Source organism: Metabacillus sp. 84, from assembly GCF_050107715.1.
Lineage (GTDB): Bacteria > Bacillota > Bacilli > Bacillales > Bacillaceae > Metabacillus_B.
The window spans coordinates 51,874-64,100 of the sequence record NZ_JBNILN010000008.1 but is presented as its reverse complement, the minus strand read 5'-3'; the positions used below and the strand labels follow the sequence as shown (position 1 = coordinate 64,100).

At 45.4% G+C, this 12,227-nt stretch carries 16 protein-coding genes; 9 read left to right on the top strand and 7 right to left on the bottom strand.

Annotated features, from left to right (window positions below):
• Nucleotides 1–157: 157 nt before the first annotated feature.
• A complete protein-coding gene (locus tag ACQCV8_RS14340; RefSeq protein WP_426845457.1) occupies nt 158–517 on the bottom strand; it encodes a DUF948 domain-containing protein in 360 nt (119 codons plus the stop codon).
• A 120-nt stretch (nt 518–637) separates the two neighbouring features.
• Here ACQCV8_RS14340 and ACQCV8_RS14335 point away from each other — a divergent pair, with 120 nt between their 5' ends.
• A complete protein-coding gene (locus ACQCV8_RS14335) occupies nt 638–2,713 on the top strand; it encodes a class I SAM-dependent methyltransferase (protein ID WP_426845455.1) in 2,076 nt (691 codons plus the stop codon).
• Nucleotides 2,714–2,737: 24 nt separating this feature from the next.
• Here the strand turns inward: ACQCV8_RS14335 and ACQCV8_RS14330 are convergent, their stop codons facing one another.
• Nucleotides 2,738–4,081, bottom strand: coding sequence for an MDR family MFS transporter (locus tag ACQCV8_RS14330; protein ID WP_426845453.1), 1,344 nt, complete (start codon nt 4,079–4,081; stop codon nt 2,738–2,740).
• Between the two features lie 155 nt (nt 4,082–4,236).
• Here ACQCV8_RS14330 and ACQCV8_RS14325 point away from each other — a divergent pair, with 155 nt between their 5' ends.
• From ACQCV8_RS14325 to ACQCV8_RS14300, 6 genes are all read left to right on the top strand, one after another.
• Complete coding sequence (locus ACQCV8_RS14325; protein WP_426845451.1) at nt 4,237–4,881, top strand: SDR family oxidoreductase; 645 nt, start codon at nt 4,237–4,239, stop codon at nt 4,879–4,881.
• A gap of 125 nt (nt 4,882–5,006) precedes the next feature.
• On the top strand, nt 5,007–5,654 hold the full coding sequence (locus ACQCV8_RS14320) for a DsbA family oxidoreductase (protein ID WP_426845450.1): 648 nt from the start codon (nt 5,007–5,009) through the stop codon (nt 5,652–5,654).
• A gap of 52 nt (nt 5,655–5,706) precedes the next feature.
• On the top strand, nt 5,707–6,069 hold the full coding sequence (locus ACQCV8_RS14315) for a TetR/AcrR family transcriptional regulator (RefSeq protein ID WP_426845581.1): 363 nt from the start codon (nt 5,707–5,709) through the stop codon (nt 6,067–6,069).
• Complete coding sequence (locus tag ACQCV8_RS14310) at nt 6,063–6,245, top strand: hypothetical protein (protein WP_426845448.1); 183 nt, start codon at nt 6,063–6,065, stop codon at nt 6,243–6,245. Before ACQCV8_RS14315 ends, ACQCV8_RS14310 begins: the two co-directional genes overlap by 7 nt.
• A gap of 88 nt (nt 6,246–6,333) precedes the next feature.
• Complete coding sequence (locus tag ACQCV8_RS14305; protein WP_426845446.1) at nt 6,334–6,771, top strand: OsmC family protein; 438 nt, start codon at nt 6,334–6,336, stop codon at nt 6,769–6,771.
• 245 nt (nt 6,772–7,016) lie between these two features.
• The gene (locus tag ACQCV8_RS14300) at nt 7,017–7,172 is read left to right on the top strand and encodes a DUF1540 domain-containing protein (protein WP_426845445.1); all 156 of its coding nucleotides are present in this window, start codon (nt 7,017–7,019) and stop codon (nt 7,170–7,172) included.
• 545 nt (nt 7,173–7,717) lie between these two features.
• On the opposite strand, the gene ACQCV8_RS14295 is transcribed toward ACQCV8_RS14300, so the two are convergent.
• Both ACQCV8_RS14295 and ACQCV8_RS14290 read right to left on the bottom strand, forming a co-directional pair.
• Nucleotides 7,718–9,040 (bottom strand): short-chain fatty acid transporter, encoded by a 1,323-nt coding sequence (locus ACQCV8_RS14295; protein WP_426845443.1) that lies wholly within the window; start codon nt 9,038–9,040, stop codon nt 7,718–7,720.
• A gap of 125 nt (nt 9,041–9,165) precedes the next feature.
• Nucleotides 9,166–9,339 carry a YozQ family protein gene (locus ACQCV8_RS14290; protein ID WP_426845441.1) on the bottom strand — a complete coding sequence of 58 codons (174 nt, stop codon included), beginning with the start codon at nt 9,337–9,339 and terminating at the stop codon, nt 9,166–9,168.
• A gap of 139 nt (nt 9,340–9,478) precedes the next feature.
• On the opposite strand from ACQCV8_RS14290, the gene ACQCV8_RS14285 reads away from it, so the two are divergent.
• Complete coding sequence (locus ACQCV8_RS14285) at nt 9,479–9,781, top strand: DUF6509 family protein (RefSeq protein ID WP_426845439.1); 303 nt, start codon at nt 9,479–9,481, stop codon at nt 9,779–9,781.
• 33 nt (nt 9,782–9,814) lie between these two features.
• On the opposite strand, the gene ACQCV8_RS14280 is transcribed toward ACQCV8_RS14285, so the two are convergent.
• From ACQCV8_RS14280 to ACQCV8_RS14270, 3 genes are all read right to left on the bottom strand, one after another.
• Entirely contained in the window at nt 9,815–10,216 is a 402-nt protein-coding gene (locus ACQCV8_RS14280; protein WP_426845437.1) for a cytosolic protein, read from the bottom strand.
• A 71-nt stretch (nt 10,217–10,287) separates the two neighbouring features.
• Nucleotides 10,288–10,785 (bottom strand): metallophosphoesterase family protein, encoded by a 498-nt coding sequence (locus ACQCV8_RS14275; RefSeq protein WP_426845435.1) that lies wholly within the window; start codon nt 10,783–10,785, stop codon nt 10,288–10,290.
• Between the two features lie 45 nt (nt 10,786–10,830).
• Nucleotides 10,831–11,325 (bottom strand): DinB family protein, encoded by a 495-nt coding sequence (locus ACQCV8_RS14270; protein WP_426845433.1) that lies wholly within the window; start codon nt 11,323–11,325, stop codon nt 10,831–10,833.
• Between the two features lie 163 nt (nt 11,326–11,488).
• Here ACQCV8_RS14270 and ACQCV8_RS14265 point away from each other — a divergent pair, with 163 nt between their 5' ends.
• Nucleotides 11,489–12,226 carry an AAA family ATPase gene (locus ACQCV8_RS14265; protein ID WP_426845432.1) on the top strand — a complete coding sequence of 246 codons (738 nt, stop codon included), beginning with the start codon at nt 11,489–11,491 and terminating at the stop codon, nt 12,224–12,226.
• The last annotated feature ends 1 nt before the right edge of the window (nt 12,227 follow it).

Genomic DNA, 12,227 nt, shown 5'->3' with positions numbered 1-12,227 from the left:
GGAGGGTGCCGGAGATTTCGTGCTGTATAGGAGTGAGGGGACCCCGCAAATACGGAAAAAGTGCTCAGAATACTCTGAGCACTTTTTTTGCATCGGAAGACCGGGGTGGAGGCGCCCCCCACGTTTGAAAACTGCCGGATTTCACCCCTGAAATCGATTACTTCAGTTTAATCTGAACAGGCTTCGATTCCTGATTAATGGTTTTCGGCTTTGGCTTCTGAGCCGTAGCCCTCTTTACGGAGCTTGTTACATTCTGGATGACCTCGCCAACGTCATGTGCTGATTCCACTAATGGATCCACTGCTTTCATTTTTCCTTTTAAATCATCCGAAATCTGGTTCGCAGAATGGATTAAACCTTCCGCTTCTCCCGTCAGACTGTTTACAGCGCCCCGTGCATCAGATAGCGTCTTTTCTGTTTCGGCAAGGGTTTTCATGACCTTGCGCAGCGTACGAATCAGGTAGAGTACCAGAATCGTAAAGGCGGCCGCCGCTATAGCAGCACTCCACTCAAGCATCTGTCCCAGCTCCCTTCTGTACTCTCAGTCTATGAGGACAGCATCTTAGACATTCCTTTTACCTGCTTTCAGGAAAAGGTATGATAAAGAAGTATCTTTCTAGATAAAGGAGCGAACACAGTGCTTTCTTCCTTAAACGCTATCAGCAGCCTGAAATCCGGTCATACCCTATTGCTGCGGGAGTATCCATGGCTAAAATACCTTTCTTTGACTAAAGAAAAAAATGTGAACCTCGAGCAAGTGGAATCATTGGGATCCATTGCCGAAAATCCAGTGCTGGATTACGTCGAGCAAACCTTGAAGATTTTAAACAGCCTCGCATTGAAGGAAGAGGAAAAAAGGATAATCGAGGAGGTCCTCGTCTGGAGTGAAACCGCAAAATGCGGCCTCCCCCATCAGCGAAGGGAGTGGCTGGAGAAAGGCTTTCAGCTGGCTATCCATAATATCGGATCTGCTCAAATTTACGCGGATGAAATGGAAAAGCTCCCTGCATGGAAAAGAAACAGAGAACGGGAAGAACTGGTTTACCTTCTAATATTGACTCACGGTTTGGCTGGCCAGTACATCCGGGGAGAGGTCCGCTATACCTCTATTATTCCGCTGGCACAACGGGTGACGGAGAGCAAGGAAAATATGAAAGACCTTCTTTTTGCTTTAAATCGCTGCATTGTTGAGGGAGTGGCAAAAGAAATCTGGAAATCGGCCGAGGGGGAAATGGAACAGGTTATCGGCTGGATTAGTGCGGGGGAAACGGACAGGGAGCAGAGCCTTGAAGAAAGAATGGGAAGACTGAGAACAAAAGCATCTCATTCCGGCGAAGACTTTTCTGCCGTTTATCAAACGTACATAAAAGAAATCCCTCACGCGGAAGACCGGCTCTCGGCTTTTTTTAAAGATGTGGACTTGTGGTATGTAGAAGCGGCACTCCATGATTTTACCTTTGAAGAATTCGTGAAAATCTTTCTGCTGTCTGAAAGCCAGACGCGCGGCTACATCGTTAAGCAGCTTTCCTTTGAGCTCATGATGAAGGAGCTTTACTATGATTACAAAGGGAAGAAGACCGTGAACATCTACAAAAAAAGAATCATCGAATCCTTTTTGGCCGAGCGTTCGATTGAGGACATCCTTGCCGGCAGCTGGCCCGCAAATGCCCATGTCCAGCTCTCGGCTGTTCCTTTGCATCCCGGGAATGAAATGATGGCCGTCCGTTTTGCTTTCTCATCAGCAGGAGAGAAGCTGATCGAGTTTTGCCAGGAGGCCGAGAAATCACCGCTATATGATCGTGCCATTGTTCTCCTGTATGATTTGTTTCGTTTTAGGAAGGATGCGTATGACCGCCTTAACAATGAGCAGACGTACTTGAATGATATGAACAGCTCCCATGATTTTAAAAAGAAAATTTCAGATTACGCAGTCGGAAGGACAATGATTGACATTGGCCCTGGGGGTGGGGTGATGCTGGACCTTCTCACCCGCCATCATCCTGAAGCAAGGGTGATTGGAATCGATATTGCCGTCAATGTCGTTGAAGAGCTGAAGCGGAAAAAGCAAAGAGAGAACGCAGCATGGGAAGTTATGCAGGGGGATGCCCTGAAGCTTGAGCAAAATGTATGGGAACAGGGAGTAGATACCATTGTTTTCTCATCTATACTCCACGAAATGTTTTCCTATATTCCCTATAATGGAAGGAAATTCAATCATGAGGTGATTGCCGAAACCTTGCGGAGCTCGTTCAGGACCCTTAGCAGCAAAGGCCGGATTATTATTCGTGACGGCATCATGTCAGAGCCTGAAAATCAGGAAAGGATCATTCGTTTGCTGGAGCCGGATGGCTTTCCCTTTTTCGAAAGGTATGTTCAGGATTTCAAAGGAAGGCAGATCGATTACCGCGGAGCTGGAAAAGACACCATCCTCTTGAATATAAACGATGCAATGGAGTTTCTCTACACGTACACATGGGGAGAAGAAGCGTATCCCCATGAAGTGCAGGAACAATTCGGTTACTTTACACCGTCCGGTTTTCGGCAGTTCATTGCCGAAACGCTCGGGAGCGAAGCTGAAATCCTGGTTTTTGAGCATTATTTGCAGGAAGGCTATGAAGAGCATTTACTTAAAAAGATTGAGATTTTTGATAACGGCATGAACCGGGTCAGTCTTCCAGACAGCACCTGTTTTATCGTCATTGAGAAAAAATAGCAGAACAAAAAGCCGTCCTGTCTTCTAGCGCTGGACGGCTTTTGCTTCAATCGGTACAGCAGCGTGCCGAACGCTTATTTGATGGGCTCTGTAAAGCAGCGGAACGCCAATGGCCGTCATCAAAGCAAGTAATCCAAAAAGGAGAAATGGCTGCGCAGCTCCGAAAAAATCAAGCAGTACTCCTCCCGCAAAAGGGCCGATCACTCCACCCAGTCCTGTGAAGCCCATGGCTCCAAAATAAGAGCCCTTGAGCCCGGGTTTCGCGAGCTGGTCTACAAAAAGATCGGTCATCGAAAACATTAAGACCTCTCCAATAGTAAACAAAACAACAATGCCAAGGATTCCAGCAAGCTGATCCGTTAAGCTGAAGCAGATAAGGCTAATCGATATGAGAAGGTTGCCGGCCATGATCGAAACAACAGGGCTGTATTTTTTCCCGAACCGGATCAGCGGATACTGAATCAAAATCACAATGACCGCATTGAATGTCAGCATATACGAAAAGAACTGGGCGCCATCCTCTATTTTAGGCGAGCTCGCGAAAAATTGCGGCAAAGTAGAGCTGAACTGTGAAAATCCCGCAATCGATAAAATGATCCCAATCAATCCGAGTAAATAAACCGTATCTTTTCTCAGGACGCCGACTGCTTCCTTCACTGTTACAATAGGTTTTCCTGCGGAAGGTGACCCGATTTTGTAAGCAGTCAGCATATAAACAAGAGTCAGCCCGTAAAGAAAACTGGTTCCGGCTGCATAATAAAAGGGTGTGAGATCCGTAGAAGCGCCAAGGTGCAGTCCGATGATCGGACCGAATACAACCCCGACATTAATAGCCGTATAGCGAAGATTAAAAATCACCAGCCTGTTTTTCTCCTCTGTAATTTCCGATAAAATGGCCCTTGAGGTCGGCTCAAATACGGCCCGGCACAATCCATTCAGCATATTCATGATAAAAAACATCCACACACCTGAAGACTGGGCAAAGCCCGCAAACACGAAGCTCCATAAGAAAATAGAAATCAGCAGCACAGGCTTCTGGCCAAACCGGTCCGCCAAATACCCCCCATAAAAACTGGCTCCAATCCCGACAAGCGAGCTGGCGGCGATAATGGTCCCTGTCATTGAAGGGGAAACCCCCAATTTGCCGGTTAAATAGATGGCCAGAAACGGAATGCTCATAGACGTCGCCATTCGGCTGAACAGCGTGCCCAAAATAATATTCCATGCAATCGGGTGAACCAATCTCAGCCTGCTCACATTCATGTAAAAAACTTCCTTTCCAACTCCTGACTCTATTCTAGCAGACCGATTTATCCCCGTCATCCATTCAGCGATGGAGAGGCTGACGGAAAATAAGTGGAGGATCATACAGGATTTTTTCGCCCGAAAGGACTGGCATCACAAGCTTAAATCGTTTAAACAAACGTTCAATTAACGCATCCGTCAAACAGGTTGTTTGAACGCAATGCTCGTTTTTGCCAAAATAGGGACAAGCTAAAAACAGCTGAAGGGAGAGGAATAAGATGAAAGTATTAATCGCAGGTGCAAATGGACAAATTGGAAAGCAGGTTGTCGACATCCTTAAAAACGAAGGGGAGCACACCCCGGTGGCGATGGTTAGAAAACAGGAACAGGCAGACGCTTTTGCTGAAAACGGCGTAGAAACGGTACTGGCTGATCTGGAAGGAACAGTCGGAGAACTTGAAAATGCGGTAAAGGGGCATGACGCAGTCATCTTTACAGCGGGCTCAGGAGGAAGCACAGGCTCGGATAAAACGCTTCTAATTGATCTTGATGGTGCGGGAAAGCTGATTGAAGCCGCAAAAAACAGCGGAGTTCAGCGGTTTATCATGGTGAGTGCCTTACAGGCCCATAACCGTGAGAACTGGAATGACAAGCTTCTTCCTTACTATGCGGCTAAGCATTATGCGGACAAGGAGCTTGAGCGGAGCGGTTTGGACTATACAATCGTCCGTCCCGGAGGCCTGCTCAATGAAGCAGGGACCGGAAAAATAGCCGCTGCTGAAAACCTGGAGCGCGGTTCCATTCCGCGCGCAGATGTAGCGAGAGTGATTGCAGAATCGCTGACTGCTGAAACCACGATTAACCGGTCTTTTGATTTAATCAGCGGCAGCAAAGATATAAAAGAAGCGCTGCGGGATATATAAAGCTAAAGCCGGGACATTTCCCGGCTTTTTACATTCAAAAACAGATGATTAGACAGGCTCCACCATCCTTTTTACAATAAGTTTATTGCCCGGTAACACAATCCGGGAATAAGGAGGAAGAGAAATTGGCTGCTAAAAAATTAACGATTTATTCAGATTTTATCTGCCCGTTTTGCTATATAGGAAAAGTAAATGCAGAACGTGTCCAGGAAATGGTTCCAGATCTTGAAATTGAATGGAAGGAATTTGAACTCCATCCTGAAGGTCAGCCGGATCCAGGCAGTCCTTATATGAAGCAAGCCCAGGATAGTGTAAATCATTTGGCTGAAAAGTACGGAATTGACATGAAGCCGGATGTACTGACAACGGTAACGAGCGATTCCAGAATAGCTATGATGGGACTTCATTATGCTGAAGAAAAAGGGAAATCAGCTGAATACCGCAATGCCGTTTTTCATGCTTACTGGATTGAAGGGCATGATATAGGAAATCTTGACGTACTAGGCGGTGTGGTTTCCTCATTGGGTATGGACGAAAGTGAATTTTTAGAAGCACTCAGACAGGAAAAATATTTGCCGGCTGTACTGGAAGAAATTGAACATGCTCACAAAATTGGGGTGCAGGGTGTACCAACCTACGAGTATGAAGGTGAAATGACAATGGGTGCTCAGTCACCAGAGAGATTGAAACGCTTCGTTGAGGCGGTAGATGACTTAAAACAAGCTAAAAACTCTGATGATGCAGCGCCAGCTTGCGGTCCTGAGGGGTGTTAAATAGCTGTTTATTGCTTCTTGGGGAGTGAAACAAATGTCTAAAAGATAAGAGATCATCAGGCAGGCAAGAGAAGTCATCCATTCAAAGGGCTATAAGGCTGCCGGGGTAAATGATATTATGACTTACGCCCACATTGGAAAGGGCCAGTTTTATTCTTCGAAACATGATTTAGGGCTGGCTGTCGTTGAACAGCTTACACGGAAGTGGGAAGAGAAGATTGTGGGAATCATTCAAGCGGATGGTGCTCCTCAAGAAAAATTGAGTGGAATGCTAAACTGGATTATTGGATATCATAAGCAGGCAAACGACTATTCGGAGTGTCCAATTGGGAATCTTGCATTAGAAATGAGTGAGCAAGATGAAGAATTCTACGTTTTTTCCGAAAGTGGGCTAAAGCTCTGGAGGCCGTGCTAAAAGATTTGTCTGAGTGCACTTTATTTAAGCCTTTTGTCAATCTTCGCAGTCATGCCTTATCAATTGTAGCGCAAATAGAAGGCGGGATTATGCTGATGAAAAATGACAGAGATTTGAAAACCTTAGAAGAGGTAGTTTCTGTTATTCGCAGCCACCTAGAGCTTAAGAAAGTATAAGCATTTTCTTCGCTCGGAGAGAAACAAATATGATATTCTCACATTGTACCTACCAGTTGGTACAATGTGATGTTAAGGAGGAAGAATAATGAGTAAAATGATCGAACGTATAACATCCGTTTCTGAAGGTGTACAAACGAAAGTAACCTCAAAAAACCATACCTTGATTATAGATGAGCCTGCCTCAATGGGAGGAAAAGACGAAGGACCTAATCCACTGGCAACACTTCTTGGTGCACTATCAGGCTGTGAAACAGTCGTTGCAGGAATGGTGGCAAAAGAAATGAACTTTGACTTGCAGGGCATTGATTTTGATATCAGCGGTGAATTGGACCCAAGAGGCATGATGGGTGATGAAAACGTACGCCCTTACTTCAACAAAATTACAATTAATGCGAAAGTTAAAACAACTGAATCCGATGACCGCATTCAGGAATTAAAAGAAAAAACAGATTCAAGATGTCCGGTATTTACAACCCTCAAAGCAGCGGATATTGAAATGATCGCAAATTGGGTCAAAGAGTAATCATTATCGGATATCAGGAAATAAAAAAGGGATCAGAGCCTTACGCTCTGGTCCCTTTTTACGTTACGCCGGATGAAAAGAAGCGCTGAGCTTATGTCCTTAACGGCGGTGTCATCTTATCTAATCAGCCCATCAGCCCGGCTGCAATGAAGTTCGGGTTTATTCGTTTTCAAAATTTAGAATGGGGTATCTATATAATAAGCTATTGTCATGATCTCTTAAAAACGGTTTTGGAGGTGGGAACTGTGGCTCAGGACGTATTGTGTGAAGTCAGCAATTGTGTCTACAACATGAAAGGCAGCAAGTGCGGTGCTAAGCAAATCTACGTAGTCAGTCATAAAGGAACCAAAGCCGATTCAAGTCATGAAACGGATTGCCAAACATTTAAACCGGAAGAATAATATTCGGGAAAGAAGGAGCTGATGATGTCAGCTCCTTTTTGGTTCCAAAAGGAAAGAAATGACGAATTTTGTCGAAAAGTCTTTATATTGAAAGTACCGACAATAAAAAGGAAGTTGAGACAATAAAAGCAAAGTACGGACAATAAAATTCGAGTTCGGACAATATATCCTGCAATACGGACAATAAATGAAAAATTCCTTCTGAAATAGGAACAAGAACCGGTCGAATTTCTGTCATCCCGGGGCAAATCCGCTGATATCAGTTGGATTGGGTACTCGTGCAGCTGAAAAAGCCCTTTAAAATAAAAAAAGCCCATTCTTCAAGAAAAAACTTCGAAAAATAAGAGACACCACCCTTTCTGATAAATAGGCATCCCCCGTATCCCAATGACCCAAGATAAGCAGTCTCGAAGTGTTCAAAAACTCCTTGACAGCGTTCTCACCATTCAGCGGGTATACAGCAACAGTGGGGCACGTTTCAAAACCCCGCAAAAATCGTCAGCTAATAGAAAAGAGGCTTCCTTGACCAGGAAGCCTCTAACCATTTATAAAAACAGCAATCCGAGGGAGATGATGATTCCGCTTGCGAGAAGAACAAAGACGCAGAACCCCATAATGTCTTTTGCTTTCAGTCCCGCTATGGCAAGGGCTGGGAGTGCCCAGAATGGCTGGATCATATTGGTCCAGGCGTCGCCCCAAGCAACAGCCATAGCCGTTTTCGCCATAGAAACATCAAGGGTTTTCGCCGCATCCAGCATAACCGGTGCCTGTACAGCCCATTGCCCTCCACCGGACGGAACGAAGATGTTCACAATTCCTGCACTCCAAAATGCGAATAGCGGAAATGTCTGAGGATTTGAGATGGACACAAAGCCTTCAGAGATGACAGCTGCCAGGCCCGATGTCACCATCATACCCATAATACCCGCGTAAAAAGGGAACTGAATGATAATCCCGGCTGCTCCTTTTACTGCTTCATTTACAGCAAGAAGGTACTGTTTAGGTGTACCGTGAAAGAGAATCCCGAGGAACAGGAAAAGAAAGTTTACTATATCGAGATTAATCAAGAACCCTTTGCTGATGAAGTAGCTGATTAGGAAAACCAGACCTAACCCCCCAATCAGAAGGGAGAGGAGCCGGCTGTTTTCAAGACGAAGAGCGGGAGTCATGGCCTCTTTTTCTATGGCTGCGGCTTCATATGACGATTCCTCCAAAAGAGCAGGATCAACCGATACGGTTTCATCTCTGCCCGGCATCATAAGCCTGTTAACGATGGGGAGAGTAATGAATAGCGCAGCCATTATCATCAGATTAAATGGGGCGAAAATCGTTTCACTTGTCGGGATGACTCCGATTAGATTTTCAGAAAAGTGGCCTTCTGTTGCAATCGTAAGCGGAATCGAACCGGAGAAGCCCCCATGCCAGATTACAAAGCCGCTGTAAGCACTGGCAATCAGCAGGCGATAGTCTACTTTCTCTACTTTTTTGGCCAGCTCTTTTGCATAAAGGGCCCCGATGACTAATCCAAATCCCCAGTTGATCCAGCTGGCGGCCATAGAAACGAGGGTTACATATACAATGGCCTGGCCAGGCGTTTTTGCGGTACTGGCCATCGCACTCAACACCTTTTTGAAAAATGGGCTGCTGGCAAGAACATGCCCGGTCACTAAAACCAAAACCATTTGCATGGAAAAACTGAGAAGCGCCCAAAAACCGTCTCCCCAAAACTGAACCATTTGCAAAGGAGAGCTTGGGGTGAACAGGAGTCCCAGCAAAAAGACAGCGAAAGTCAGGATGACGACAAACAAGAATGGGTCGGGCAAATAGCGCTGCATCAATCGGTTGGATAATGAAATCATTGTTTTCAAGGTAGCATCCCTCCTATAGGCATTCTCTAATGTATTCGCTTACAAAAGTGGATTTCCTTGTTGTTTATTAAATCTTCAGCACCTGAAATACAAAAGAACGAGAGCCAAGGCCCTCGTTCTGCTTTTCATTTTTCAGTTTTATCTTTTATTCCCTGATCGATGGTTCCGGCTGAATAGTGGTCACTGATTTGATCGTGGGTAATCTCTAAACCTGTTGACGTATGCTCCTGCGTTTTCTCTGCCGGATCGAATGACTTGCCTGCTACCTCTTCTGCCAATTCGGTAAGTTTGGTGCTCAAGCTGAATCGCTCCTTTCGATGTCCATGCACCGTTGCTAAGATGCATAGTAAACCATTCCCTTTTTGCCTTCCTCATACACACGATATTTCATTGTCAGTGGAAGTTGTGTATAATCCGGGTGAAAGGATGGTGCAAAAAATGCTTGCGATTAAAAGCCATGAAGCCGAATTGCTTAAGGATCCGTTTGGGATTTTACCAGGTGAACGGTATGAATTTTTGCTTGATCTGGAGGTTCCTGAGGACGATGAGCTCTTCTCTGAAAACGGAATTTACTTACGGGTTATTTATCTGATAGAGGATGAACAAGGACGCATAACCCACTATCAATTTTATGAAAAAGAAACCGGACAAAGCTTTGACTTTGCTCTCGATGAGGAAGAGGAAGCAATAGTTGCCGCATACTGTCTTCAGCATTTGCCTGAGGAACCGGGAGAAGAATAGAAAAAGGCTGCCCGATTTGTGCAGCCTTTTTGCTTAGATGGATTTATTTGCTTCTTCCACAATATGAAACATCAGATGAGCCAGATGATGAATCGGTCCGTACACTTCCTCATCTTCGCCGGCTGCTTCCTGTTCTTCGTTAAACTCCAGGTCGTTCAGATAAAGAGCGGTGAACTGATAAAAGTCTTTAAGCTCAAAGCCATAGCATGCAGATGGGTCCTCTTCGTTTTCCTCATAATGAAGGACCAGGTAGGATTCCTTGCCATTTTGGTCTGCCGCATCAAAAAATACGAAATACCCTACATTAGTATCCAAATCGAATAAATGGCGGGTGCCGCCCTCCGTTTGCGTGCTGAAGTCTTCCTCTGATAAATGGTAAACCGTCATATCCTCTGTTTGATCTTCTTTGTGGAACGTTACCGTAAATGGTTTCATTTTTTCAGCCTCCATCATTGTTTTTTCTTGTGTAGTATACCCTTTTCAAGTACTGCAGATCAGTTCACTTCTCAGGGCTTGAAAAAAACGTGTTTAGCATATATTTCTTCTTCCAGCCTTATGATCCCATATGAAAAAAGGGCCTGTCTTCTTTTATCCGTAGGAGAGCCGGGATTAAAAAGAAGAACCCCATCCTGCTGCTTGCTGATGGGAATATGGGAATGGCCAAAAATCAAACTGTCCAGCTTCTCGTTACCGAAGGCATTCAATGCCCGCTTTTCGGTAGTTGCCCCTTTTCCCTCATGCCCGTGGACAACACCGAGAGCAAAACCATTTAGGTTCAAAATCAGCCGGGATGGAAGCACTTCTTTCAGTTCTTTATCATCGGCGTTCCCATAAACAGCATATACGGGAGGTCCATATCTGCACAGATCATAGTACGCATCCAGGTTAAGGAAATCCCCAGCATGAATAATCGCATCAGCAGATTTAGCCTGAGCTTTAACGTGGTCCGGGAGAGCTTTGGCCCGTTTCGGTATATGAGTATCGGAAATGACGAAAAGGTTCATTTCTTCACCTGCATGCAAAAAGCTGACAAAACTGTCAGCTTAGCTTTAGCCAAGAGAATTTAAATTGGCCCATTCTTCTTTGCTTGGGCCATATACCCCCGGCACTTTAAGGCCTGCCTGGCGCATCAGAACGGTCATTTGTCCTCTGTGATGGGCCTGGTGCTGAATTAAATCACGGAGGATGGATTGAACAGGACGCTCGTTTCCGAAGAACTCCCGGGTTTCATTTAATGTTTCGTCAGACCATTGTTCCTGAACGGCTTTAACCATTGACTTGCTGGTGCTGCTGTAGGCGGAAGCAATTTCTTCAGCCGATTCCGGCACCGTTTCAATATGGGCGGGATGCTGGAATTGAAGTCCTGTTTGAGAAAGCAAGCTGTGTATGGCTACGGTTATGTGCCATCCCAGTCCCCCGAGATGATTGTAGCCCGGAGAAATTTCCTGTGCCAATGACTCATCGGTAAGCGTGTTCAAAATTCGTTCTGTCGCCTGAGCTTCCCGGTTCCATTCATCTATAAACTCCTGCTTTGCTGTAAACATCCAGCATTCCTCCTTTAAGATAAACTCTGTGCAGAGTGGTCAGATTTTAAGCTCATACTCTCTTTATACCCGTTTGCTGCGAAAAAAGGCAAGCAGAACCAAATTTAAGCCGGAATGCCCAAGTAAGTTATAATGGGAGAAAAAAGAAAGGGAGGGCATCCGTTTGTTTTTGAGAAGCATCCGACTAAGGCATTCCAACAGCAGCTTACCGAATGCCTATCCATACTCGATCCCGGCAATCCGGAATATAAAAGAGCTTGTATTTGACTCCAGTGTGACTTTTTTCTGCGGTGAAAATGGATCCGGGAAGTCAACGCTGCTCGAAGCCATTGCCTATCAATGCGGATTTAATACAGCAGGGGGAAGCCGCAGCAACTTTTACGATGCGGATGCTTCCCAATCGGATCTCGGGGAGCACCTTCAGCTGTCATGGTTTCCGAAAACGAGCAGCGGGTTCTTTTTTAGAGCGGAATCGTTTTTTCAATTTGCAAGCCACATCGATGAGCAGGCAAAAATGCATCCGTCCGCACTGGAAAGCTATGGCGGCAAATCCCTTCATCATCAATCCCACGGGGAGTCTTTCCTGTCTCTTTTCACGAACAGGTTCGGGAGCGGAAATGCCATTTACCTCTTAGATGAACCGGAGGCCGCATTATCCCCTCAACGGCAGCTCAGCTTAATAAGGATCATCCATGATCTGACCAGAGAAGGAGAAGCGCAGTTTATCATTGCGACCCATTCTCCTATTCTGCTCGGTTACCCTAATGCCTCAATCCGTCTTTTTGGTGGTGGGGAAATTGTTGAAACGGAGTATGAGCGAACGGAGCATTATCAGCTGACCAAGTATTTCCTGGATCACCGGGAGAAGCTGCTCGCAGAAATCTTTAAGGATGAAGAATAAA

Bases quoted from the DNA above. Each gene is read 5' to 3' on its own strand.
- ACQCV8_RS14340 (WP_426845457.1), bottom strand. From the start codon at position 517: ATGCTTGAGTGGAGTGCTGCTATAGCGGCGGCCGCCTTTACGATTCTG.
- ACQCV8_RS14330 (WP_426845453.1), bottom strand. From the start codon at position 4,081: ATGATCCTCCACTTATTTTCCGTCAGCCTCTCCATCGCTGAATGGATG.
- ACQCV8_RS14325 (WP_426845451.1), top strand. From the start codon at position 4,237: ATGAAAGTATTAATCGCAGGTGCAAATGGACAAATTGGAAAGCAGGTT.
- ACQCV8_RS14305 (WP_426845446.1), top strand. From the start codon at position 6,334: ATGAGTAAAATGATCGAACGTATAACATCCGTTTCTGAAGGTGTACAA.
- ACQCV8_RS14285 (WP_426845439.1), top strand. From the start codon at position 9,479: ATGCTTGCGATTAAAAGCCATGAAGCCGAATTGCTTAAGGATCCGTTT.
- ACQCV8_RS14280 (WP_426845437.1), bottom strand. From the start codon at position 10,216: ATGAAACCATTTACGGTAACGTTCCACAAAGAAGATCAAACAGAGGAT.
- ACQCV8_RS14275 (WP_426845435.1), bottom strand. From the start codon at position 10,785: ATGAACCTTTTCGTCATTTCCGATACTCATATACCGAAACGGGCCAAA.
- ACQCV8_RS14270 (WP_426845433.1), bottom strand. From the start codon at position 11,325: ATGTTTACAGCAAAGCAGGAGTTTATAGATGAATGGAACCGGGAAGCT.